The sequence below is a fragment of the Streptomyces sp. NPDC054961 genome, from assembly GCF_053609145.1.
On record NZ_JBSGWY010000032.1, the window covers coordinates 67,510 to 90,397 of the forward strand.

16 protein-coding genes and 1 pseudogene are annotated in these 22,888 nt (G+C 73.9%); 14 read left to right on the forward strand and 3 right to left on the reverse strand.

Annotation, left to right across the window (positions count from 1 at the left end; genetic code table 11):
- Both ACWF9Z_RS25960 and ACWF9Z_RS25965 read right to left on the reverse strand, forming a co-directional pair.
- A pseudogene (locus tag ACWF9Z_RS25960) lies at window positions 1–460 on the reverse strand (4-alpha-glucanotransferase); the annotation flags it as partial.
- A 12-nt stretch (window positions 461–472) separates the two neighbouring features.
- A complete protein-coding gene (locus tag ACWF9Z_RS25965) occupies window positions 473–679 on the reverse strand; it encodes a hypothetical protein (protein ID WP_449482128.1) in 207 nt (68 codons plus the stop codon).
- A gap of 202 nt (window positions 680–881) precedes the next feature.
- Here ACWF9Z_RS25965 and ACWF9Z_RS25970 point away from each other — a divergent pair, with 202 nt between their 5' ends.
- Window positions 882–3,914 carry a beta-N-acetylglucosaminidase domain-containing protein gene (locus ACWF9Z_RS25970; RefSeq protein ID WP_453605674.1) on the forward strand — a complete coding sequence of 1,011 codons (3,033 nt, stop codon included), beginning with the start codon at window positions 882–884 and terminating at the stop codon, window positions 3,912–3,914.
- Between the two features lie 37 nt (window positions 3,915–3,951).
- On the opposite strand, the gene ACWF9Z_RS25975 is transcribed toward ACWF9Z_RS25970, so the two are convergent.
- Complete coding sequence (locus ACWF9Z_RS25975) at window positions 3,952–4,491, reverse strand: HNH endonuclease (protein ID WP_356661592.1); 540 nt, start codon at window positions 4,489–4,491, stop codon at window positions 3,952–3,954.
- A gap of 260 nt (window positions 4,492–4,751) precedes the next feature.
- Between ACWF9Z_RS25975 and ACWF9Z_RS25980 the strand changes: the two genes are divergently transcribed.
- The 13 genes from ACWF9Z_RS25980 to ACWF9Z_RS26040 all read left to right on the forward strand — a co-directional run bounded on the left by ACWF9Z_RS25980 (window position 4,752) and on the right by ACWF9Z_RS26040 (window position 22,855).
- The gene (locus tag ACWF9Z_RS25980; RefSeq protein ID WP_453605677.1) at window positions 4,752–5,843 is read left to right on the forward strand and encodes a mechanosensitive ion channel family protein; all 1,092 of its coding nucleotides are present in this window, start codon (window positions 4,752–4,754) and stop codon (window positions 5,841–5,843) included.
- A gap of 248 nt (window positions 5,844–6,091) precedes the next feature.
- Window positions 6,092–7,336, forward strand: a complete 1,245-nt coding sequence (locus tag ACWF9Z_RS25985; RefSeq protein WP_453605678.1) for an ROK family transcriptional regulator — start codon at window positions 6,092–6,094, stop codon at window positions 7,334–7,336.
- A gap of 105 nt (window positions 7,337–7,441) precedes the next feature.
- Window positions 7,442–8,776, forward strand: a complete 1,335-nt coding sequence (locus ACWF9Z_RS25990; RefSeq protein WP_453605679.1) for an ABC transporter substrate-binding protein — start codon at window positions 7,442–7,444, stop codon at window positions 8,774–8,776.
- Window positions 8,777–8,782: 6 nt separating this feature from the next.
- Window positions 8,783–9,742 carry a carbohydrate ABC transporter permease gene (locus ACWF9Z_RS25995; protein WP_453605681.1) on the forward strand — a complete coding sequence of 320 codons (960 nt, stop codon included), beginning with the start codon at window positions 8,783–8,785 and terminating at the stop codon, window positions 9,740–9,742.
- Window positions 9,743–9,747: 5 nt separating this feature from the next.
- Window positions 9,748–10,665: a carbohydrate ABC transporter permease gene (locus ACWF9Z_RS26000; RefSeq protein ID WP_453605683.1), complete on the forward strand. Its 918-nt coding sequence runs from the start codon at window positions 9,748–9,750 to the stop codon at window positions 10,663–10,665.
- Window positions 10,666–10,670: 5 nt separating this feature from the next.
- Complete coding sequence (locus ACWF9Z_RS26005; protein ID WP_453605685.1) at window positions 10,671–11,936, forward strand: 6-phospho-beta-glucosidase; 1,266 nt, start codon at window positions 10,671–10,673, stop codon at window positions 11,934–11,936.
- On the forward strand, window positions 11,927–12,949 hold the full coding sequence (locus ACWF9Z_RS26010) for an N-acetylglucosamine kinase (RefSeq protein ID WP_453605687.1): 1,023 nt from the start codon (window positions 11,927–11,929) through the stop codon (window positions 12,947–12,949). Before ACWF9Z_RS26005 ends, ACWF9Z_RS26010 begins: the two co-directional genes overlap by 10 nt.
- A gap of 200 nt (window positions 12,950–13,149) precedes the next feature.
- Window positions 13,150–14,556, forward strand: a complete 1,407-nt coding sequence (locus ACWF9Z_RS26015; RefSeq protein ID WP_453605689.1) for a hypothetical protein — start codon at window positions 13,150–13,152, stop codon at window positions 14,554–14,556.
- Window positions 14,557–14,684: 128 nt separating this feature from the next.
- A complete protein-coding gene (locus tag ACWF9Z_RS26020) occupies window positions 14,685–15,617 on the forward strand; it encodes a glutamate ABC transporter substrate-binding protein (RefSeq protein ID WP_453605712.1) in 933 nt (310 codons plus the stop codon).
- A gap of 83 nt (window positions 15,618–15,700) precedes the next feature.
- The gene (locus ACWF9Z_RS26025) at window positions 15,701–17,029 is read left to right on the forward strand and encodes a hypothetical protein (RefSeq protein ID WP_453605690.1); all 1,329 of its coding nucleotides are present in this window, start codon (window positions 15,701–15,703) and stop codon (window positions 17,027–17,029) included.
- Complete coding sequence (locus ACWF9Z_RS26030; RefSeq protein ID WP_453605691.1) at window positions 17,026–19,848, forward strand: tetratricopeptide repeat protein; 2,823 nt, start codon at window positions 17,026–17,028, stop codon at window positions 19,846–19,848. Before ACWF9Z_RS26025 ends, ACWF9Z_RS26030 begins: the two co-directional genes overlap by 4 nt.
- Before the next feature lie 3 nt (window positions 19,849–19,851).
- Window positions 19,852–21,510, forward strand: a complete 1,659-nt coding sequence (locus ACWF9Z_RS26035; RefSeq protein ID WP_453605693.1) for a protein phosphatase 2C domain-containing protein — start codon at window positions 19,852–19,854, stop codon at window positions 21,508–21,510.
- Between the two features lie 25 nt (window positions 21,511–21,535).
- Window positions 21,536–22,855 carry a vWA domain-containing protein gene (locus ACWF9Z_RS26040; protein WP_453605695.1) on the forward strand — a complete coding sequence of 440 codons (1,320 nt, stop codon included), beginning with the start codon at window positions 21,536–21,538 and terminating at the stop codon, window positions 22,853–22,855.
- The last annotated feature ends 33 nt before the right edge of the window (window positions 22,856–22,888 follow it).

Below are 22,888 nucleotides of genomic sequence, written 5' to 3' on the forward strand. Positions count from 1 at the left end.
CGCGGGCGGGCGCGGCGGGGCCGGGGTGGGCGGCCTCGTTCGGGGGGGGGGGGGGGGGGGGGCGGGGGGGGGCGGGGGGGTGCCCCCGGGGCCCCCCCCGCGGCGGTTCCCCCGCCCCCTCCGGCCAGACCTCCGCGACCTCTCCCGCCGCCTCGCCCCCCGCGGGTCCGCCCTGCTCCGGCTCCAGCCGGAGCAGGGTCCCGGGCGGCAGGACGCCCAGTTCCGCGGGCGGCTTCGAACCGGCCCACCACACCAGCACCTGCGGCAACAGCCGGTACGACAGCTCGTGTTCGGCCTCGGCCAGGTGCGCGCGCAGCGACCCGGGGGTGTCCGCGTCCGCCCCCAGTCGCCGCGCCACGGCGGCCACGGTGGACTCCGGGACCCGGACGGTGACGTCCTCGGCCGGCTGGTAGGTGGTGGCGACGCCGTACAGGGCCGCGAGCCGGGCGAGGTCGTCCATCAGGATCCTTCTCTAGTCACCCGCGGCGGCGGCCGCAGCGGAGGTGGTCGGTTCGCTGGTCAGCGGGGCCTCGTCGGTGAGCGGGGGCTCGCTGGTCAGCGGCGCGTGTGCGGAGTCGGCGAGCGGGGGTTCACTCGTCAGGGGCCCTTCGGCGGGCCCGCCCTGCGCGGGCAGGTGGGCGAGCGGCGGACGGGGTATGCAGGCGTCGACGGTGTTCACGGGCAGGCACTCCTTTGTGCGTGAGGATCGGTCAGAACCATGGAACACCGCTCGAGGACATGGCAGCCATACCCAATCGGGTGCATCGCATTCCCGGCACATCCCGGTCAGATCACCCTCGGGCGTTGACACTCCGGCCGTACGGATGGTGGGCTCGGCCTCGTTCGTACGAGCGGGGGACGACTCGGGACGGGGAGGCTCCGTGCAGCTCAGGGGCAGCAAACGGGCCACGGCCGCGGCCGTCGCCGTCATCGGGACGCTGCTGGGCGGGTCGGTGGCCGTGGGTCCGCCCGGCGCCTTCGCGGCGCCCGCGTCCCCCTCGGCGCCCGCTCCCGGACTCGGCCCCGCCCTCGACCCGGCGCCCCCGCCCTCGCCCGTACCCGCGGCCCCGCCCGCCGCGGGGGCCGTGCCGGCGGCCGGTCCGGGCGCCGAGCCGGCCCGCACCGCCGGCGCGGAGCCCGCCGTATGGCCGCGGCCGCAGTCGATGGCCGCCGACCCGGCGCGCGACGTGGCGCTGGGCTCCGAGGCCGTGCTGGTCCTGTCGGCCGACGCGGACCCGTACGCCGCCCAGGTGGTCCGCGAGGCCCTGCGCGGGGCCGGCGTACGGACCCTGCACGAGCGGGCCGAGGGGCAGCCGATGCCCGAGCGGATCCCCGTCGTGCGGATCCAGGGCCCCGGCGCCGAGGCGGCGTTGCGCGAGCTGGGAGCCACCGGCGCCGATGACCTGCCGGCCGGCGGGTACCGGCTGGCGGTGGGCCGGGCCGGGGGCCGCGACACGGTCGCCCTGGCCGGGGTGGGCGAGGACGGGCTGTTCCACGCCGCGCAGACGCTGCGTCAGCTGATCGTCCCGGGCTCCGGAAAGGTTCCCGGGGTGCGGGTGCGGGACTGGCCGTCCGCATCCGTACGCGGCATCACCGAGGGCTTCTACGGGACTCCGTGGACGGCCCAGCAGCGGCTCGCGCAGGTCGACTTCATGGGGCGCACCAAGCAGAACCGGCTCCTGCTCGCCCCCGGCGACGACCCGTACCGGACCACGGACTGGCGCCGGGACTACCCGGCCGAACAGGCCGCGGAACTGCGGACGCTGGCCGAGCGGGCGCGCGCCAACAAGGTCGTCCTGGCCTGGGCGGTGGCGCCGGGCCAGTCGATGTGCCTCTCCCGGGCGGCTGACCGGGCGGCGCTCGCGCGCAAGCTGGACGCCATGTGGGACCTCGGATTCAGGGCGTTCCAAGTGCAGTTCCAGGACGTCAGCTACACGGAGTGGGGCTGCCGGGCCGACCGGGAGCACTACGGCAAGGGCCCGGCCGCGGCCGCGAAGGCGCACGCCGAGGTCGCGGGCGAGCTGGCCGCGCACCTGGCCGGGCGGTATCCCGGCGCGCCCGCGCTGTCGCTGCTGCCGACGGAGTACTACCAGGAGGGCGCGACGGCCTACCGGACCGCACTGGCGGGGGCGCTGGACAGCGGGGTCGAGGTCGCGTGGACGGGCGTCGGCGTGCTGCCGCGCACGATCACCGGGCGCGAGACGGCCGGGGCGCGCTCCGTGTTCGGCCACCCGCTGGTCACCATGGACAACTACCCGGTGAACGACTCGGATCCGGGCCGGATCTTCCTCGGCCCGTACGCGGGACGGGACCCGGCGGTGGCGGGCGGGTCGGCGGGCGTCCTGGCCAACGCGATGGCGCAGGGCACGCTGTCGCGCATCCCGCTGTTCACGGTGGCGGACTTCGCGTGGAACCCGCGCGGCTACCGGGCCGCCGACTCGTGGGCGGCGGCCGTCGCCGAGCTCGCGGGACCGGACCCGAAGGCCCGGGAGGCCTTGGCCGCGCTGGCGGGGAACAACGCCTCCTCCGGGCTCGCGCAGCCGGAATCGGCGTACCTGGCCCCGCTGGCCGAGGAGTTCTGGCGGGCGCGGGCGGCCGGCGACCCGGCGGCGGGCGACCGGCTGCGGGCCGCGTTCCGGGTGCTGCGCGAGGCCCCCGAGCGGCTGCCGGGCCTCGCCGAGGAGGCGGGACCCTGGCTGTCGCGGCTCGCGCGCTACGGAGCCGCCGGTGAGCTGGCGCTCGACGTCCTCCAGGCGCAGGCGCGCGGGGACGGGGCGGCGGCCTGGCAGTCCTCGCGGGCCCTGTCCGCCGCGCGCGAGGCGCTGGCGCCCGAGGCGGACGCCCACCGGGTGGACAAGGCGGTGCTGGATCCCTTCCTCGTCCGGGCGGCGGCCGAGGCCGACGCGTGGACCGGCGCGGCCCGGGAGCCGGCGGGCACGGTCTCCAAGGCGGCGGACTCCTGGACGGTCCAGCTGCCGGCGGTCCGCCCGGTGTCGACGGTGACCGTCATGACCGACCCGCTGCCGCCCGGGAGCGGGGGCGCGGCGGTCGAGGCGCACGTACCGGGCGAGGGCTGGCGCAAGATCGCGGAAGCGGCGGCGTCGGGCTGGACCCAGGCGGACCTCGGCGGCCTGCGGGCCGACGCGGTCCGGCTCATCTGGTCGGGCCGGGCTCCGGCCGTCCACGGCGTGGTCCCGTGGACGGCGGACGGCCCCGAGGCCCGCTTCGAGCTGGCGGACACCGTCGACGTGGAGATCGGCGGGGCCGCGCAGCGGGTCCCGGCGGAGCTGTCGGCGCTGCGGCCCGGCGAGGTCCGCGGGGCCCTGTCGGCGGCCGCGCCGCCGGGCGTCGAGGTCCGCCTCCCCGCGAGCGCGGTGGCCCCGCGCGGTACGAAGGTCACCGTCCCCGTGGAGGTCGCGGTGGCGGCCGGCACGGCGCCGGGCACCTACGAGGTCCCGGTGGCCTTCGGCGCGCAGACCCGCACGCTGAAGGTCCGCGCCTTCCCGCGGACGGGGGGCCCGAACCTGCTGCGCGGCGCCCGCGCCACCTCGTCCGCGGACGAGACCCCTCAGTTCCCGGCCTCGGGCGCCCTGGACGACTCCCCCGCCACCCGCTGGTCGTCCCCGGCGGCCGACGGGGCCTGGTGGCAGGCCGAGCTCCCGGCCCCGGCCCCCGTCGGCCTGCTGCGGCTGCACTGGCAGGAGGCGTACCCGTCCCTGTTCCGGGTGGAGACCTCCCCGGACGGAACCACCTGGCGGGAGTCGACGACCGTCTCCTCCACCGGCGGTGTCGACACGGTCCACCTCCCCGCCGCGGCGCCGGACACGAGGTTCCTCCGCGTCACCTGCGTGTCCCGCGCCACCCGCTTCGGCTGCAGCCTGCTCTCCGCCGAGGCCTTCGCGGTGTCCCCCTGACGCGCACCCCGCCCCCCGGCACCGAAAGAGACGGCCTCTAGGAGGCCACCGAGACTCCGATGCGCTCCAGCGCGTCCTCCGCACCGAACGGCTCCAGATAGGGCATCCAGCGCGGATCCCGATGCCCCGTCCCGATGATGCGCCAGGCCAGCCCCGACGGCGGGGCCGGCTGGTGCCGCAGCCGCCAGCCGAGGTCCACCAAGTGCCGGTCAGCCTTGACGTGGTTGCAGCGGCGGCAGGCGGCGACGACGTTGTCCCACGCGTGCTGGCCGCCCCGGCTGCGCGGGACGACGTGGTCGACGCTGGTCGCGACGGCCCCGCAGTACATGCAGCGACCGCCGTCCCGCGCGAACAGCGCGCGCCGGGTGAGCGGTACGGGCCCCCGGTAGGGGACCCGCACGAAGCGCTTGAGCCGTACCACGCTGGGAGCGGGGACGGCCCTTGTCGCGCTGTGCAGAAAGGCGCCGGATTCTTCCAGGGAGACCGCTTTGTTCTCCAGGACGAGGACGAGCGCGCGGCGGAGCGGTACGACGCCGAGAGGCTCGTACGACGCGTTGAGGACCAGGACGTGCGGCACGGACTGCCTCCTTGTACGTCGGCGGCGCGTGGCTCGCGCCGGGACGATCTGCTTTCCAGTCTCCCCTTACGGCTGGTCGAAGCGCCACCACGCGCCCGTAACGGGTCCGAGGTGTTTTCGACCACACCCGCTTCCTCCCCGCGTGAGTCTGGTCTCTCCCTCGAACACGGCAACAAGCTCGGTCGAGTGTCCCGTTAGTGTGGTTGGTCTGCCCCCACACCCCTTCCGGGGGCAGGACGCCACATCTGGAGGTTCCCGCCGTGCCCAGGCCTGTTGCCCTGCTCCCTCTCGCAGCCGACGACCCGGACGCGTCCCAGACGATCAGAGACACCCACGAGAGCGTCACCAACGCCGCCAGTTTCATCGAGGAGAACTGGGCCGGATGGTTGTACCTGGGCCTGCGGATCCTCCTCATCGTGGTCATCGCCTTCGCCCTGCGTTCGGTGGTCAGGAAGTCGCTGACCAAGCTGATCACCCGGATGAACCGCGGCGCGGAGGCGGTCGAGGGAACCGCCCTGGGCGGACTGCTGGTCAATGCGGAGCGGCGCCGTCAGCGGTCGGAGGCGATCGGGTCCGTCCTGCGCTCGGTGGCCTCGTTCCTGATCCTCGGCACAGCCGGCCTGATGGTGCTCGGCGCGCTCGACATCAATCTGGGCCCGCTGCTCGCCAGTGCCGGTGTGGCGGGTGTGGCGATCGGTTTCGGTGCCCGGAACCTCGTCACGGACTTCCTCTCCGGCGTGTTCATGATCCTCGAGGACCAGTACGGCGTCGGGGACAAGATCGACGCCGGCGTGGCCTCGGGCGAGGTCGTCGAGGTGGGCCTGCGCGTCACCAAGCTCCGTGGCGACAACGGCGAGATCTGGTACGTCCGCAACGGCGAGATCAAGCGGATCGGCAACCTCAGCCAGGGCTGGGCCACGGCCGGGGTGGCCGTGCAGGTCAAGCCCACCGAGAGCCTGGGCCGCATACGCGAGGTGATCCAGGGCATCGCCGAGTCCATGGCCAAGGAGTCCCCGTGGGACGAGCGGCTGTGGGGTCCGGTGGAGGTGCTGGGCCTGGACGAGGTGCTGCTGGCCTCGATGACGGTGAAGGTGTCGGCGAAGACGATGCCGGGCCAGCAGTTCGCCGTGGAGCGGGAGCTGCGCTGGCGGATCAAGGACGCCTTCGACACCGCGGGCATCGGGATCGTCGGCGGCCTGGCGGCCGCCGCCGAGGACGAGGCCCCGGCGGATCCGGCCGCGGCCGTCGCCGCGCCGTCGGCGCTGGCCAACCCGGCCTCGCCGCAGTCCATGGCGACCGCGCCGATCCCGCAGCCGGCCGTCGGCGGATCGGGCCCCCGGATCACCAAGTAGCGCCCGGCCCTTCCTCTTCTTCTCCCCTTCCCCTCCGTGCCCGCTGCCCCCGCAGGTCTCACCCGCGGGGGCAGCGGCGTGTCCCGCGCGGGGGCCGCGTGCCGACCGGATCGCGTCGTGACGGCATCGTGATCGTGTCGGATGCCGTGGAGCGACCGGAGTACGGAACGGTCAGTGCCATTGACAGGGCTCCCGCACCAATAGGAAACTTACCTAACAGTTCACCTCGGTGAGGGAGAAAACACCCCATGCCCGCCGCCACCCCCGGTACGCCCAGCCTGTTGCGCGCCCTGAACGACCGGGCCGCCCTCGAGCTCCTGCTGACGCACGGTCCGCTGTCGCGGACCCGGATCGGGCACCTCACCGGCCTCTCCAAGCCCACCGCCTCCCAGCTGCTGGCCCGGCTGGAGGCCGCCGGCCTGGTCGTCGCCACCGGAACCGACGCCGGCCGCCCCGGCCCCAACGCCCAGCTCTACGCGGTCAACGCGCGGGCCGCCCACGTCGCCGGACTGGACATCACCCCCGGCCGGATCCTCGCCTCCGTCGCCGACCTCACCGGCGAGGTGATCGGCAGCCACGAACTCCCGTACGCCGAGGGCACCGGCCCGGTCGAGCAGGTCACCCGCGCCCTGGACGAGGCCGTCAAGGACTCCGGGCTGTACCTCGCCGACATCCACCGGGTGGTCATCGCGACCCCCGGCTCCTTCGACCCCCGCACCGGGGTGCTGCGCTACGCCGACCACCTCGCGGGCTGGCAGTCCCCCACGCTCCTCGACGAGCTGGCGGCCGCCCTGCCCATGCCGGTCGAGTACGAGAACGACGTGAACCTCGCCGCCGTCGCCGAACAGCGCCTGGGCGCCGCCCGCGGCCACGAGGACTTCGTCCTGCTGTGGAACGAGGAGGGCCTCGGCGCCGCCCTCGTCCTCGGCGGCCGGCTGCACCGCGGCTGGACCGGCGGCGCCGGCGAGGTCGGCTTCATGCCGGTCCCGGGGCACCCCCTGGTCCGCCAGGTCACCCGGGTCAACTCCGGCGGCTACCAGGAGCTGGCCGGCGTACAGGTGCTGCCGGCCATGGCGGCGCGCCTCGGCATCGAGGCACCGCCGGCCGCGGCCTCCGGGTCGGTCCACGGGGCCGTGTACGGAGCCGAGGCCGGGGCGATGGTCGAGACGGCCGCCGCGCTGCTGGCCCAGGCGGCCGCCGCACCCGAGGGGGCCAACCTGCTGCTCCTGCGGGAGTACGCGACCGCGCTCGCCACCGGTCTCGCCTCGCTGGTCGCCGTACTGGACCCGGAGGTCGTCGTCCTCTCCGGGGCCCTTACCATCGCGGGCGGAGAACCGCTGCGCGAGCTCATCGAGGCCGAGCTCGCCGACCTCGCCCCGTCCCGGCCCCTGCTGGTGTCCGGCGAGGTGCGGGAACGGCCCGTGCTGCGCGGGGCGCTGGAGAGTGCCCTCGCCGCCACCCGCGACGAGGTCTTCGACACGTCGCGCCGCTGAACCACACGGAACCGCACCACCCGCACCTCCCCAGGCCCCACAGGACCGTTCGTTCTCCCGCACCACCCCTCCAGGAAGTCCCCCCGCGCAGAGAGTGACTCCGTCATGCCCAGATTCCGCCGCCTGACCGCCGCCGCCACCGCCGTCGCCGCGATATCCGTACTCGCCACCGCGTGTACGGGCTCCGCGTCCAACACGGCCTCCGACGACCCGAACAAGGACGTCACCCTCAACTTCTGGCACGGCTGGTCGGCCCCCAGTGAGGTCAAGGCCATCGAGGACAGCATCGCCCGGTTCCAGAAGACGCACCCGCACATCAAGGTGAACCTCACGGGCGACATGACGGACGCCAAGGTCAACCAGGCGCTGCGCGCGGGCGGTGCCAAGGCCCCCGACCTGGTCGCCTCCTTCACCACCGACAGCGTCGGCAACTTCTGCAACACGGGCGCCTTCGCCGATCTGAACCCCTTCCTGAAGAAGTCCGGGATCGACAAGACCAAGGTCTTCCCCAAGACCCTGCTGGAGTACACCCAGTTCAACGGCAACCAGTGCACGCTGCCGCTGCTCAACGACGCGTACGGACTCGTCTACAACAAGACCGTCTTCGACGCCGCCGGGATCACCGAGGCGCCCAAGACCTGGAGCCAGTTCGAGGCCGTCGCGCAGCAGCTGACGGTGGCCAAGGGCGATTCGTACGAGCAGCTCGGCATCATGCCCACCTACCACGGCTACGAGACCGCCCCGCAGCGCCTCGCCGCCCAGTGGAGCCCGGCCTACTTCAGCGCCGACGGCAAGTCGAACCTGGCCAAGGACCCCGCCTTCGCCAAGATGCTGACCGCGCAGAAGGACCTGGTCGCCAAGCTCGGCGGCTACGAGAAGCTGGAGAAGTTCCGCAACACCTTCGGCGACGAGTGGAGCGCGGAGCACCCCTTCCACAAGGGCCTGGTGGCCATGCAGATCGACGGCGAGTGGCGGGCGGCCATGGCGAAGGAAGCCGGGGCCAAGTTCGAGATCGCGACCGCGCCGCTGCCCGTCCCGGACGACCAGATCGCCGACTACGGCAAGGGCTACCTCGCCGGCACGATCATGGGCATCGCCGCGGGCAGCAAGAAGCAGGACGCCGCCTGGGAGCTGGCGAAGTTCATGACCACCGACACGGACGCGGTCGTGGACTTCGCCAACGACATCCACAACCTGCCCTCCACGCTGGCGGCCCTGGACTCCCCCAGGCTCAAGGTGAGCCCGGAGTTCAAGACGTTCATCGACATCGCCAAACACCCGAAGTCGAACACCACGCCGGCCCAGGTCGACGGCGGCACGTACCAGCTGACCTTCACGGACTTCGCGTACTCGGTCGAGAAGGGCGACGTCACGGACATCCAGGCCGGTCTCGCCAAGACCGACCAGCAGATCGACACGGACATCGCGAAGGCGAAGTAGCACCCGATGACCGCGAACGGCACCGCCGTATCCCCGGAACTGCGTTCGAAGCGCCGCAGGTCGGCGCTCCGGACGGCAGCCTTCATGTCGCCCTGGCTGATCGGGTTCAGCGTCTTCTTCGCCTACCCGCTCCTGTCCACCGTCTACTTCTCCTTCACCAAGTACGACGGCTTCCGCCCGCCCGTCTTCAACGGCCTGGAGAACTGGACGTACGTCTTCACCGACTCCCCCATGTTCTGGCCGGCCATGCGCAACACCCTGTGGCTGGTCGTGGTGATGGTGGCCTGCCGCGTCGCCTTCGGCCTGGGCATCGGCCTGCTCATCACCAAGATCAAGCTGGGTACGGGCGTCTTCCGCACCCTGTTCTACCTGCCCTACCTGGCCCCGCCCGTGGCCGCGACGCTGGCCTTCGTCTTCCTCCTCAACCCCGGCACCGGCCCGGTCAACGTCCTGCTGGACTCGGTCGGGCTGGGCACGCCCGGCTGGTTCACCGACGCGGACTGGTCCAAGCCCGCGCTGACCGCACTGGCGGTGTGGGGGATCGGCGACCTGATGGTCATCTTCATGGCCGCGCTGCTCGACGTACCGCGCGAGCAGTACGAGGCCGCGGAGCTGGACGGGGCCGGGGCGCTCCAGAGGTTCCGGCACATCACGCTGCCGAACATCTCGCCGATCATCCTGTTCGCCGTGGTGACCGGCGTCATCCAGGCCATGCAGTACTACACGCAGCCCTTCGTGGCGGGGAAGGTGGCCTCCGGTGTGATCGGCGGCTCCGGGCAGCAGTTCGAGCCCGGATATCCCGACAAGTCCACGCTGACGCTGCCCCAGGTCATCTACAACATCGGCTTCCAGCGCTTCGACTACGGCACCGCGTGCGTGGTCGCCCTGGTGCTGTTCGCCCTCTCCATGGCCTTCACCGCGCTGCTGATGCGGCGGCGCGGCGGGCTGATCGAGGCAGGGGACTGAGGATCATGAGCCAGACAACCATCAGCCGCACGCAACGGCCCAGCCGTCCCGCGGCCTCCGGTCCTGCGGATTCCGCGCGGGCGGTGCGCACCGCGCGCCGCCGGGCCGCCCTGCACTGGGTGGCCGTGCACTCCCTCGCCGTCGCGGCGGCTCTCTTCTTCGTCCTGCCGTTCGTCTTCCTCTTCCTGACCTCGGTGATGAGCGACCAGCAGGCCCTGACCCGCGACCTGTGGCCGCGCAGCTGGGACTGGGACAACTACGCGACCGTGTGGAACACCCCCGGATTCCTGACCTGGTGGCGCAACACCCTGCTGTACGCGGGCCTCGGCACCGCCTTGACCGTGGTCTCCTCGGTGCCCGTCGCCTACGCGCTCGCCAAGTTCCGCTTCCGCGGCAGGCGGCTGTCGCTGCTGCTGGTCATCGCCATGATGATGCTCCCGCCCCAGGTCGTCGTCATCCCGATGTACCTCTTCTGGGCGAAGCAGCTGGACCTGTCCGGCACGCTGTGGCCGCTGATCATCCCGATGGCCTTCGGCGACGCCTTCTCCATCTTCCTGCTGCGCCAGTTCCTGCTGACCATCCCCGACGAGTACCTGGACGCGGCCAAGGTCGACGGCTGCGGCGAGCTCCGCACGCTGCTGCGCGTCGTGCTGCCGATGGCGAAGCCGGGGATCGCGGCCGTCGCACTGTTCCAGTTCTTCTCCGCCTGGAACGACTACTTCGGCCCGCAGATCTACGCGTCCGACAACCCGGCCGCCTGGACCCTCAGTTACGGACTGGAGTCCTTCAAGAGCGCCCACCACACCAACTGGAACCTGACCATGGCGGCCACCGTGCTGGTCATGGCCCCGGTGATCGTCCTCTTCTTCTTCGCCCAGAAGGCGTTCGTCGAAGGCGTCACCCTGACCGGAGTGAAAGGCTAGTGACGATGAAACTCGCAGTAGTGGGCGGCGGTTCGACCTACACCCCCGAGCTGATCGACGGGTTCGCACGACTGCGCGACACCCTGCCCGTCAGCGAGCTGGTGCTGATCGACCCGGCCGCCGAGCGCCTGGAGCTGATCGGCGGCCTGGCCCGGCGGATCTTCGCCAAGCAGGGGCACCCGGGCCTGATCACCACCACCTCCGACCTCGACGCGGGGGTCGCCGATGCCGACGCGGTCCTCCTCCAGCTGCGCATCGGAGGCCAGGCCGCCCGCCTGAAGGACGAGACCTGGCCGCTGGAGTGCGGCTGCGTCGGGCAGGAGACCACCGGTGCGGGCGGCCTCGCCAAGGCCCTGCGCACGGTCCCCGTGGTCCTCGACATCGCGGAGCGGGTCCGGCGCAGCAACCCGGACGCCTGGATCATCGACTTCACCAACCCCGTCGGGATCGTCACCCGCGCCCTGCTCCAGGCCGGGCACAAGGCGGTCGGGCTGTGCAACGTGGCCATCGGCTTCCAGCGGCGGTTCGCGGAGATGCTGGACCTGACGCCCGGCGACATCCACCTCGACCACGTGGGCCTCAACCACCTCACCTGGGAGCTGGGCGTCCGCAAGGGCGGCCCGGAGGGCGAGAACCTGCTGCCGCAGCTGCTGGCCGCGCACGGCGAGTCCATCGCCGCGGACCTGCGCCTTCCGCGCGCGGTGCTGGACCGGCTCGGCGTGGTCCCCTCGTACTACCTGCGCTACTTCTACGCGCACGACGAGGTGGTCCGGGAGCTCGGCACCAAGCCCTCGCGGGCCGCCGAGGTCGCCGCGATGGAGAAGGAACTGCTCGGCCTGTACGGGGACCCCGCGCTGGACGAGAAGCCGGAACTGCTGGCCGAGCGGGGCGGCGCCTTCTACTCGGAGGCCGCCGTGGACCTGGCCGCCGCGCTGCTGGGCGACGGCGGCAGCGCCGTCCAGGTGGTCAACACACTGAACAACGGGACCCTGCCGTTCCTGCCGGACGACGCGGTCATCGAGGTACAGGCCCGGGTGGACCGCTCCGGACCGACGACGCTGGCCGTGCCCCGGCTGGACCCGCTGTACGCCGGCCTGGTCTCGCACGTGACGGCGTACGAGGACCTCGCGCTGGACGCGGCCGTGCGCGGCGGCCGCGAGCGGGTGTTCAAGGCACTGCTGGCCCACCCGCTGGTCGGCCAGTTCGACCTCGCCGAAGGGCTGACCGACCGGCTCCTCGCGCACAACAAGGAGCACCTGGCATGGGCGTGAGCAGGCCCGTTCCCCCGCCGCCGGCCGCGGCGGTCCTCGCCGTCGACGCGGGGAACAGCAAGACGGACGTGGCGCTGATCGCCGCGGACGGCACGGTCCTCGGCACCGGGCACGCGGGCGGCTTCCAGCCCCCGCGCGTCGGGGTCGAGGTGGCGGTGGACGTCCTGGGACAGGCCGTCGCCGAGGCGGCCCTGGCCGCCGGACTGCCCCGGCTCGCGCCCGGAGCCCCGTACGCCGCCCAGGTCGCGGCCTGTCTGGCCAACGCCGACCTGCCGGTGGAGGAGCGCCAGCTCGCGGACGCCATCGGCGCGCGAGGCTGGGGCGTGGCCACCGAGGTGCGCAACGACACCTTCGCGATCCTGCGGGCCGGCCTGGACGCGGCCGGGGGGCCGCGCGGGGTCGCCGTGGTGTGCGGTGCCGGCATCAACTGCGTGGGCATGCTGCCCGACGGGCGCACGGCCCGGTTCCCGGCGCTCGGACAGATCTCCGGCGACTGGGGCGGCGGCGGCGGGCTGGCCTTCGAGTCCATGTGGTGGGCGGCGCGGGCCGAGGACGGCCGCGGCGGTCCGACCGCGCTGGCGGGGGAACTGGCGGGCCACTTCGGGCTCGGCTCCATGTACGAGCTGATCGAGGCGGTGCACCTGGGCACGATCGCCCCCGGCCGGGTCCACGAGCTGGTGCCGGTGCTGTTCGCGGTGGCCGCGGCCGGCGACCCGGTGGCCTCCGCGCTCGTGGAGCGGCAGGCCGACGAGGTGGTGGCGCTGGCCTCGGTGGCGCTGGAGCGGCTCGGCCTGCTGGCCGAGGAGGCGCCCGTGCTGCTGGGCGGCAGCGTGCTGGCCGCCCGCCATCCGCAGCTCAACGGGCGGATCGAGGCGCTGCTGGCCGAGCGGGCCCCCTACGCCCGGGTGTCCGTGGTGACGGCCCCGCCGGTGCTGGGCGCCGGACTGCTCGGCCTGGACGCGCTCGGGGCGGCCCCCGAGGCCTACGGGAAGCTCCGTGCCCATTTCGGGTGAACTCCGGGCCGGGCGGGGCCGGACCGGAACCATGGCGGGCGCCGGTGCGTAGACACGGTGAAGGGGTGACGGGGGCGCCGGCGGGGGTGGCGGGGGGACGGACCGGGGCGGATCGTGACTGATCCAGCACCGGGTGCTGTGGTCGACCGTCACTCAGGCCATACTGCTGCGAAGCACTAAGGACCGAGGGGGAGGTCACGGTGGCCATCACATCACGCGCGCCCGCGCCGGGCGGCGCCGTCGCGGCGCCCTCCGGCCCGCCGGCGCCGCCGCCCGACGGCCTGCCCGGGCGCAGCACCGCCTGGGCCGAGGGCGTGGAGCGGCTGCGCGCGGCCGCCACGACCGAGCCGGGCCGGCTGCGGATCATCGGCGCGGTACTGGCCGTGCTGGTCCTGCTGTTCGGTGCGGTCGCCGTCTGGGAGATCTCCGGCCGGGTCGCCGCCGCCGACGACGTGGTGGGCCGCAGCCAGCCGCTGAGCGCCGACGCGGCGAACCTCTACCGCTCCCTCGCGGACGCCGACACCGTCTCCTCCAGCGGCTTCCTCGCGGGCTCCGACGAGCCCCGCGAGGTCCGCCAGAGGTACGAGAAGGACATAGGCAACGCGTCCCGGCTGCTGATCAGCGCGGCCGCGAACACCGGGGCCGACGAGGACTCCCGCAAGCAGATCACCCTGCTGAGCGAACAGCTGCCCCGCTACACCGGCCTGATCGAGCAGGCGCGGGCCACGAACAAGCAGGGCCTGCCGCTCGGCGGCGCCTACCTCCGCTACGCCAACGAGCAGATGAGCACCCAGCTGCTGCCCGCCGCGCAGCGGCTCTACGAGGCCGAGACCGCGCGGCTCTACACCGACTACGACGAGGCCCGCGCGCTGCCGCTGGCCTCGTTCGGCGCGGGCCTGCTCGCGCTCGGCGCCCTGGCGTGGGCGCAGCGGCGCAACTACCGCCGGACCCATCGCGTCTTCAACCACGGTCTCGTCGCCGCGACGGCCGCCTCGCTGGTGGTGCTGCTGTGGCTGGCCGCGGGGCACACGGTCGCCCGGTCGGAACTGAGCGAGGCCCGCACGGACGGGCAGGAGTCCCTCAAGGTGCTCAACGACGCGCGGATCGCCTCGCTCCAGGCGCGGGCCAGCGAGAACCTGACGCTGGTCTCGCGGGGCGCCGTGCTCGCCGAGGACAAGAAGTCCGACAAGTACGACGTGGACTTCGGCAAGGACATGGAGGACCTGGACGCGGGCCTCGCGATCGCGTCGAAGCTGGCCGACGACGAGGCCGGACGGGCACCCGTCGCCCGCGCCGCGGACGGCGTGAAGCGGTGGAAGGAACTGCACGCGGCGGCCCGGCAGACGGACCTGACGGGCGACTACCAGGGCGCCGTCGGCCAGGTCATCGGGGACAAGGAACACCAGGAGTACAGCGGGGCGGCCTTCGACACGGTGGACGCCTCGCTGGAACGGGCCGTGGCCCACGAGCAGCGGGAGTTCACCGGAGCCGCCCGGGACGCCCTCGGCGCGCTCGGCGGTCTGGCGACGGGCGCCGCGGTCCTGGTGGTCCTCGGCGCGGCGGCGGCACTGCTCGGCATCGGGCGCAGGCTTTCGGAGTACAGGTGAGCACGATGCGGAGACGTGTGAGGCGCGAAGAGCCCGGCACCGGCGGCCCCGAGGGCGACGGAGGCCGCGAGGTCCGCGGCGTACGGCGGTTCACGGGCCGGCTGCGCGGCTGGGGCGGGGTCAGCGCGATGGCCGTCGCCTGCGGGCTGACGGCCGCGGCCGTGCTGCTGCCGCTGGCCCACGCGACCCCGGGCAGTGGTCACCCGTCGGTGGTCCGGGAACCGGCCACGATGGCCCTGGCGCCCCAGGCCCCGGCCGACACCTGCGCGGACCCGGAGGCCAGCCTGCGTCCGGGCGGGCTGGACGGGGCGGCCATCCAGCGTATCCGGAGCGCGGGTCACCTGGTGGCGGGCGTGGACCAGAACAGCTTCAAATGGGGCTACCGCAATCCGGCGGGCCAGCTCGACGGTTTCGACATCGCCCTGGTCAAGGCCATCGCGAAGGACATCCTGGGCGACTCCGAGAAGGTCATCTACCGGGCGATCCCCACCAGCCAGCGCGTCCCCGCGCTCAAGGACAACACCGTCGACATCGTCGTGCGGACGATGACGATCAACTGCAAGCGGCTGGAGGACGTCGCCTTCTCGACGGCGTACTTCGAGGCCGGGCAGCAGGTACTGGCCCCCAAGGGCTCGGCCATCACCGGCTACGACGCCTCGCTGAAGGGCCGGAAGGTCTGCACGGCGGCCGGCTCCACGGCGGAGGCGGCACTCGCGGCCCAGTCGTACGGCTCCGTTCCCGTCAACGTGCCCAACCAGCTGGACTGCCTGGTCCGGCTGCAGCTGGGCGAGGTGGACGGCATCATCACCGACAACGCCCTCGCGGCCGGCCAGGCCGCGCAGGACCCGTCGATCCAGCTGGTCGGCTCCCCGTTCACCAAGGAGTTCTACGGGGTGGCCATGAACAAGGACGCCGGAGATCTGGTGCGGCGGGTCAACAAGGTGCTGGAGGAGTACCGCGCGGGCGGGGACGCCAGCCCCTGGATGGCCGCCTACCGGACCCACCTCCAGCCCGTGCTGCCGGGCGTGAGCGGCCCGCCCGCGCCCAAGTACCGGGACTGATGCCGGTGGCGGATGCGCAGCCCGACGGCGGGGGACCGGAAACGAAGGCGGAGGCGGGGCCGGTGGAAGCGGGATCGGCAGTGATGGACCGGGACGGTGTGGACCGTGCGCTGTCCCGGCTGGACGCGGAGCACGAGGCCGTCGAGACCTCCCTGCTCGCGCTCCAGGACCACGCCGGGCGGCGGCTGCTGGAGGGTGCCGGGCTGACCGGGACCACCAAGGAGCGGTGGGCCGCGGCCGACGCGGCCATCACCCGGCTGTGGCGGTACTTCGACGCCTACAGCGGGGCCCTGGCCGCGGCCCGCGAGGTCCGGGAGCGGCGCCGCTGGCCCAGCCGGGAGGACCTGGTCGAGCTGACCGACCGGCTGCGCGGGCCCGGGGTGATGATCTCCGGGGCCGGGGTGGAGGGCGCCCCGCTGGCGGAGCGGTTCTCGCTCGCCGAGCTCGTGGTCCGGATGAACGAGCTGTACGCGAGCTCGCTGGACGTGGTGGTCGCCGCCGACTCGGTGTGGTCGGCGCTGCCCGCCCGGATCGACCTGCTCTCCGCCGAACTGCACCGCACGCGCTCGCTGGCCCACTCCGTCGGGGTCCGTCCGGGCGAACACCCCTCGGGGGACGACCTGGAGGCCATCACCGCCGAACTGGCGGAGCTGCGGGAACGCGTGATCGCGGACCCGCTGGCGTTCTGGGTCCCGGTGACGGGAAGTGCGGCGCCCGGTGGCGGCCGCCCCGACACCGGGCGCTACGACCGGGCCGCGCTCGCGCTGGAGGACGTACGCCGGGAGGTCGAGGCGGTCCTGACCGTCCGCCAGGACTCCGAGCAGCGGCTGATCGGTCTCCGGGACGTGCTCTCGCGCGCCGACCGGACCCTGGCCGAGGCCCGCAAGGCGCGCGCCGAGGTGCTGGCGAAGATCGCGGCGTCCGAGGTGCCCGCGGTGAGCGGTCCGCCGACGGCGCTGCAGGAGCAGTTGTCGGCGGCGGCCGAGTACCGGCGGCGGTCCCAGTGGCACCGGCTGTCCCCCTTGCTGGAGTCGCTGGAGGTGCGCGCGGAGGAGGAACTGCTGCGGGCCCGTGAATCGTTGACGGCGGTGACGGCCCCGCTGGCCGTGCGGGCCGAGCTGCGCGGGCGGCTCGACGCGTACAAGGCGAAGGTCGCCCGGCACGGGATGGCGGAGGATCCGCTGCTGATCGAGCGGTACGACGCGGCCCGGCGGATGCTGTGGAGCGCGCCCTGTGACCTGCGGGCCGCCGAGCAGGCGGTGTGGCGCTATCAGCAGGCGACGGCCGAGTCCCTGGTGCCACAGCAGCGACAGCAGCCAGAGCCGTCGGACGAGCGGCAGCGGGAACCGCGGGAACCGCGGGAACCGTCGGTTCGAGAGTGGCCCGAGGGGCCGAGGGAGGGGGACGCATGAGTCTGACCGGAACGGCGTGCGTGCGCCCCGGCTGTCCGGGTTCGTACGAGGACATGGGCGGCGGCGAGCTGTACTGCGGCACCTGCGGGCTGGCGCCGGCCGGCTCCGTCGCGGCGGGCGCCGCGGAACTGGTGTCCGCGGCGACGGCGATGACGAGCGCGGCGCGCCACGGGGACTCGCACGGGTCCCACGGGTCGCAGGGCTCGCACGGATCGGGACGGTCCGCCTCCTCGTCCTCGCGGGCCTCCCGGTCCTCGCGCTCGTCCTCCTCCCGGCGCTCGGTGTCGGGCCGGCTCTCGCGCGCCGTGTCGGGCGGTACCGCGTCCACCCGGTCGGTGTCGGTGCGCAGCTCGGGCTCGGCCGCCTCGGCTTCGGGCCGCAGCCGGCTCGGGGCCGGGCTGGTCAACGTGCCGGAGGTGCCCCGTCCGGATCCTTCGAGGGCGGTGCTGGAGAATCCGGAGGTGCCGGAGCGCAAGCGGTTCTGTTCGCGCTCCGACTGCGGTGCTCCGGTGGGCCGGGCACGCGGTGACCGGCCGGGACGGACGGAAGGTTTCTGCACCAAGTGCGGGCACCCGTACTCCTTCGTGCCCAAGCTCCGCGGGGGCGATCTCGTCCACGGTCAGTACGAGGTGGCGGGCTGCCTCGCGCACGGCGGCCTCGGCTGGGTCTACCTCGCGGTGGACCGGGCCGTCTCGGACCGCTGGGTGGTGCTCAAGGGCCTGCTGGACACCGGGGACCAGGACGCGATGGCGGCCGCGATCTCGGAGCGGCGCTTCCTCGCGGAGATCGAGCACTCCAACATCGTGCGGATCTACAACTTCGTGGAGCACCTGGACCAGCGGACCGGTTCCCTGGACGGGTACATCGTCATGGAGTACGTGGGCGGCAAATCGCTCAAGGAGATCGCCAACGAGCGGCGCCGGGCGGACGGCCGACGCGATCCGCTGCCGGTCGAACAGGCCTGCGCGTACGGCATCGAGGCGCTGGAGGCGCTCGGCCACCTGCACAGCAGGAACCTCCTGTACTGCGACTTCAAGGTCGACAACGCCATCCAGCAGGCCGACCAGCTGAAGCTGATCGACATGGGCGCGGTGCGGCGGATGGACGACGAGGAGTCGGCCATCTACGGCACCGTCGGCTACCAGGCGCCGGAGGTCGCGGAGTCCGGTCCGTCGGTCGCCTCCGACCTGTACACGGTGGCGCGCACGCTGGCCGTCCTGACCTTCGACTTCCAGGGCTACACGAACGTCTTCGTGGACTCCCTGCCGGACCCGCAGCACATCGAGGTGTTCGGGCGGTACGAGTCCTTCTACCGGTTGCTGGTCCGGGCCACCGACCCGGATCCGGGTCGGCGGTTCGCCTCCGCGCAGGAGATGGCGGACCAGCTGACCGGGGTGCTGCGGGAGGTCGTCGCGCTCCAGACGGGCCGTCCGAGGCCGCAGGTCTCCACCCTGTTCGGGCCGGAGCTGCGGGTCCCCGACGACCGGCTGTTCACCGACGAGTCGGGGGCGGAGGCTTCCCGGCTGGGCGGCCGGGCCGTGAAGCGGCGGGGGTCCCGACGCGGGAGGGCGGGCGGATCGGGATCCTCCGCTCCCGCGGCGACCGCTTCCGTCGGCTCTGCTTCCATCGGCTCCGCTTCCGTCGTCTCGCCTTCCGTCGGCTCCGCTTCCATGGCGGGCTCCCCCGCGACCGTGGCCGGCCGGGGCGCCGGTCCGGATTCCGCCCCGCTGGTGCCGCCCCCGGCGGGCCCGGCCACCGGGTACGGAGCGGCCGGGCTCATGACCACCGCGACGCACCGGGCCGCCGGGCCGCCCGTACCGGCCCCGCGCCAGGCCCCGGCGGCCGTGGTGCCGCCTTCGGCCGGAGCGGTCCTGCCGCGGCGGCCGGAACGGTCGACGCTGGACCCCCGCGAGGCCTCGCTGGCACTGCCCGTGCCGCTGGTCGACGCCGCCGACCCCAACGCGGGCTTCCTGGCGGGCCTGATGGCTTCCGCCCCCGCCGATCTGCTGGCCGCGCTGGGCTCGGCGCCCGCCGAATCCGCCGAGCTGCGGCTGCGGGAGCTCCGGGCCCGGCTCGAACTGGGCGGCGCCGACGCGGCCCTGGTGTCCGACGCCCTGCTCCGGCTGGAAGAGCGGCATCCGGACGACTGGCGGGTGGTGTGGGCCCGCGGCATCGCCTCGCTGGCCGTCGGGGAGGACGAGACGGCGGCCCTGTCCTTCGACGCCGTCTACGACGCCTTCCCCGGCGAACCGGCACCGAAGCTGGCCCTCGGGCTGTGCGCGGAGGTGCTCGGGCAGCTGGACAACGCCGCCGACTACTACCGCCTGGTGTGGACCACGGACCCCGGTTTCGTGGGCGCGGCCTTCGGCCTGGCCCGGGTGCAGCTGGCCGCCGGAGACCGGAACGGAGCCGTGCGCACGCTGGAGTCCGTCCCCGAGGTGTCGATCCACCACACCGCCGCGCGGGTGGCGGCCGTACGGGCACGCCTGCGCGACCGGTCCCCGCAGGAAGCGCTGCTGCCGGACCTCGCGGCGGCCGCGGCGCAGGTGGAGGCGCTGGGAAGGTTCGGCCTGGACTCGGTGCGCCACGAACGGCTGAGGGCGGAAGTTCTGGGCTCGGCGCTGGACTGGGTACTGTCGGGTAGCCGGGGTTCCGATCCCGGCCGTACCTCGCTGCTCGGTTGCCAACTGGACGAGCGGGGGCTGCGCTTCGGCTTGGAGCGCTCGTACCGCGTGCTGGCACGGCTGGCGCAGCGGGGCGAGGAGCGGATCGAACTGGTGGAACGGGCAAACCGTTTCCGTCCCCGGACGTGGGTGTGATGGATGTCGATGCATCGGCTGTCGGGCTGCCCCAGCTGCGCGGAACCCCTGGAGGAGGGTGACCGCTTCTGCGGGCTCTGCGGCCACGCCCTGACTCCTCCCGGCCCCACCGGCTCCGCGGCCCCGGCCGCGCCCGGCCCGGCGGCGGCCCAGGCCGCTCCCGCCGGGGCCGCGGTACCGCCTCCGGCGGCGCCCCCGGCTCCGCGCGCGGCCCCGGAGCCCGGCGAGGGCCCGGTGTCCCGGCCCTCCGGCGCCACCGCCTACGGCGAGCGGACCGCCCCCGGGTACGCCGTCGAGGCCGCGCCCGGCTGGGGCAGCGTGTCCACCGCCGCCCCCACCCTGGTCGCCGGCCACGAGGGCTGGGCCGGCACGACGGCCTCCCCGGACCCCGCCCGCCCGGCCCACCCCGCCGCCGCCGACGGCACGGACCCGCACGCCCCGTACGGATCCGCCCCCCGGGGCGCGGCCTACCCGGGATCGGAGCCGCACCACCCGGCCGGCGGAGCCGGGTCCGTGTACGGACAGGCCCAGCCGCCGGGCCCCGCCGCCGGGCACGAGCCGCCGTACGCGCACGCCGACCCCCAGGGACCGGCCGCCGGAGGCGACCCGTCCCGCGCGAACCCCGAGCCCCAGGGCCCGGCCGCCGGAGGCGGGACCCGCTTCGACACCCCCGCGCCGCAGGGCCAGTACCCCGCCGGCGAGGCCCCGTACGGCGGGGCGCCCGACGGGACCGGGCCCGCCGGCGGACCGCCCGCCGGCTCGGGGAAGACCTGCGTGGCCTGCCGCGCCGGGCGCGTGGACACCGACGGGTACTGCGAGCACTGCGGGCACGCCCAGCCCCGGGAGCGGGACCACCTCGAGGAGGAGCTCGGCAGCGTCGCCGCCGTCAGCGACCGCGGGCTGCGCCACCACCGCAACGAGGACTCCTTCGCCGTGGCGGCCACCGCGCTGCCCGACGGCTCGGCCGCCACCGTGGCCATCGTCTGCGACGGCGTCTCCTCCGCCAGCCGCCCCGACGAGGCCTCCGCCGCCGCCGCGGCCGCCGCCAACGAGGCGCTGCTCGAAGCCCTCCCCCGCGGCGCGCACCCCCAGGAGGCCATGCACGAGGCGATCATGGCCGCCTCGGCCGCCGTGAACGGCCTCGCCCCCGAGGTGCCCGGCGCCCAGAACGCCCCCGCCTGCACCCTGGTCGGCGCCGTCGTCAGCGGCGGGCTGCTGACCATCGGCTGGGTGGGCGACAGCCGCGCGTACTGGGTCCCGGACGACCGCGCCGCGGTCCCCCGCCGCCTCACCGAGGACGACTCCTGGGCCGCCCAGATGGTCGCGGCGGGCCTGATGGGCGAGGCCGAGGCCTACGCCGACGTCCGCGCGCACGCCATCACCGGCTGGCTCGGGGCCGACGCGTACGACCTGGAACCGCACACCGCCACCTTCAAGCCCGACCACGACGGCGTCGTCGTGGTCTGCACCGACGGCCTGTGGAACTACGCCGAGTCCGCGCGGGACATCGCCCAGGTGCTCCCCGCCGACGCCGCCGTCAGACCCCTGCACAGTGCGCAGGTCCTGGTGGGGCACGCGCTCGACGGCGGCGGGCACGACAACGTCACCGTGGCCGTCGTCCCCTTCGCCGCACCCGAGGGCTCCGCCCCGGGCCAGGCCTGATCCCAGCCCCGAGGAGTTCCGACCGATGGCGAACTTCGCCAAGCCGAGTGCCCCGCGCTTCAGCGTGGACGTGTACCAGAACGAGTTCCTCCCCGAGGGCGGCCGCGACGTCCACGCCATCGTCACGGTGACCTCCACCGGCGGCCACACCGCCACCCGGACGTCCACGCAGGACGCCGCCGTCGTGATCATGGTCGACTGCTCCGGTTCCATGGAGTACCCGCCCGAGAAGATGCGCGGTGCCCGCGAGGCCACCGCCGCCGCCATCGACACCCTCCGCGACGGCACCGCCTTCGCCGTGATCGCCGGTACGCACGTGGCCAAGGAGGTCTATCCCGGCCAGGGCCTCCTCGCCACCGCGGACGCGACCACCCGCGCCCAGGCCAAGGAGGCCCTGCGCGGCCTCTCCTCCGGCGGCGGCACCGCCATCGGCACCTGGCTGCGCCTCGCCGACGGACTGCTGCGGCGCTCCACCGCCACGATCCGGCACGGGATCCTGCTCACCGACGGCCGCAACGAGCACGAGGAGCCGGCCGTGCTCCGCGCCACCCTCGACGCCTGCGCGGGCCGTTTCACCTGCGACGCCCGCGGCGTGGGGACCGACTGGGAGGTCAAGGAGGTCACCGGCGTCGCGAGCGCGCTGCTCGGCACCGCCGACATCGTGGCCGATCCGGCCCGTCTCAGCGCGGACTTCACGCAGATGATGGAGAACGCCATGGGCAAGGAGGTCGCGGATGTCGCGCTGCGCCTGTGGACCCCGGTGGGCGTGGAGATCCAGTACGTCAAGCAGGTCTCGCCCGCCGTCCACGACCTGACCGACCGCCGCACCGAGGCGGGCCCGCGCGCCGGGGACTATCCGACGGGTTCGTGGGGCGACGAGTCCCGCGAGTACCACGTGTGCGTACGGGTCCCGGGCGCGGCCGTCGGGCAGGAGATGCTGGCCGCCCGTGCCACGCTCCTCATGCCGGGGGCCCCCGGTGGGGCGCCGGCCGTCCTCGCCCAGGGCCTGGTCCGCGCGGTGTGGACGAACGATCTCGCCGCGTCGACCGCCATCAACGCCCAGGTGGCCCACTACACCGGACAGGCGGAGCTCGCGCAGGCTATCCAGCAGGGGCTGGAAGCCCGCAAACTGGGTGATGTCGGCGGAGCGACGGCCAAGCTCGGCCGCGCAGTACAACTCGCGAGCAGCTCGGGCAACGCGGACACCGCGAAGTTGCTCGCCAAGGTGGTGGACGTCGTCGATGCGGCGGCAGGTACTGTGCGACTGAAGGCAAAGGTCGCCGATGCGGACGAGATGACCCTTGAAACCCGTTCGACCCAAACCGTGCGAGTGAAAAAAGCCTGACAGCCCGATCCGACGCACGGCGTAGTAGCCCTG

Coding starts and splice junctions, on each gene's coding strand:
- ACWF9Z_RS25985 (WP_453605678.1), top strand. CDS start 6,092: ATGCCCGCCGCCACCCCCGGTACGCCCAGCCTGTTGCGCGCCCTGAAC.
- ACWF9Z_RS25990 (WP_453605679.1), top strand. CDS start 7,442: ATGCCCAGATTCCGCCGCCTGACCGCCGCCGCCACCGCCGTCGCCGCG.
- ACWF9Z_RS25995 (WP_453605681.1), top strand. CDS start 8,783: ATGACCGCGAACGGCACCGCCGTATCCCCGGAACTGCGTTCGAAGCGC.
- ACWF9Z_RS26000 (WP_453605683.1), top strand. CDS start 9,748: ATGAGCCAGACAACCATCAGCCGCACGCAACGGCCCAGCCGTCCCGCG.
- ACWF9Z_RS26005 (WP_453605685.1), top strand. CDS start 10,671: ATGAAACTCGCAGTAGTGGGCGGCGGTTCGACCTACACCCCCGAGCTG.
- ACWF9Z_RS26010 (WP_453605687.1), top strand. CDS start 11,927: ATGGGCGTGAGCAGGCCCGTTCCCCCGCCGCCGGCCGCGGCGGTCCTC.
- ACWF9Z_RS26020 (WP_453605712.1), top strand. CDS start 14,685: ATGGCCGTCGCCTGCGGGCTGACGGCCGCGGCCGTGCTGCTGCCGCTG.
- ACWF9Z_RS26025 (WP_453605690.1), top strand. CDS start 15,701: ATGGACCGGGACGGTGTGGACCGTGCGCTGTCCCGGCTGGACGCGGAG.
- ACWF9Z_RS26030 (WP_453605691.1), top strand. CDS start 17,026: ATGAGTCTGACCGGAACGGCGTGCGTGCGCCCCGGCTGTCCGGGTTCG.
- ACWF9Z_RS26035 (WP_453605693.1), top strand. CDS start 19,852: ATGTCGATGCATCGGCTGTCGGGCTGCCCCAGCTGCGCGGAACCCCTG.
- ACWF9Z_RS26040 (WP_453605695.1), top strand. CDS start 21,536: ATGGCGAACTTCGCCAAGCCGAGTGCCCCGCGCTTCAGCGTGGACGTG.